1 protein-coding gene is annotated in these 704 nt (G+C 46.0%); it reads left to right on the top strand.

From position 1 onward, the window contains the following. The coding region (locus ABWV45_RS15485) for a hypothetical protein (RefSeq protein WP_353352623.1) at positions 1-704 on the top strand (704 nt) is incomplete at both ends.

The raw sequence follows: 704 nt of genomic DNA on the forward strand, positions 1-704 counted from the left end.
AGATCTAATGTAGGTGGTTTAGCGGGATATGCTCGTTCAAATAATACCTTAGAAGCTAATACGATGATGGGGTCGGTAGAAAGTATATATTCAGGGGATGCCGATACAGGCGGGTTGGTTGGGTTTGTGAATTTTAGAAACATTATTCGCGCCAATTTAGTCAGTGGCCGAGTGGCGGCTGAAGGCGATAATGTGGGTGGTTTGATTGGTTTTATTTCAAATATAAGTAACACAGTAGAGGGTAATCTGAGCAGCGTTTGGGTAGAAGGCTCTATAAATTTATCAACTATGGGCGGGTTAGTAGGCGGTGCGCGCTTTTCACAAGATACCTTACAAAACAACTATTGGGCCACGGATGCTTCTGGGCAATTAACCAGTCATCTAAGCAGCGAAGCGAATAGCTATGTTGGGTTAGAGCTGGCCACTTTACGCTGTGGGGTGATGGCCAATACTGATTATGCCAATAGCAACTGTGTTAGTGAAGATGGTGCAGCCGAAGGTCTAAGCGGCCCTGTTACGGTATTTAAAGACTGGGACACCTATGGCGTTACCGACACTAATGGTGTATTCCAACCCTATTGGGATTTTGGCTCTAACCAGCAACTGCCTGCGCTGAACTTAAATGGCATCATTCACCGGGACAGTGATGGCGACGGGGTGGCAGATAATATTGATGTTTACCCCTTAAGCTTTGCTGCCAGCAA

This window comes from Oceaniserpentilla sp. 4NH20-0058 (genome assembly GCF_040371755.1).
Taxonomy (GTDB): Bacteria; Pseudomonadota; Gammaproteobacteria; order Pseudomonadales; family Oceanobacteraceae; genus Bermanella.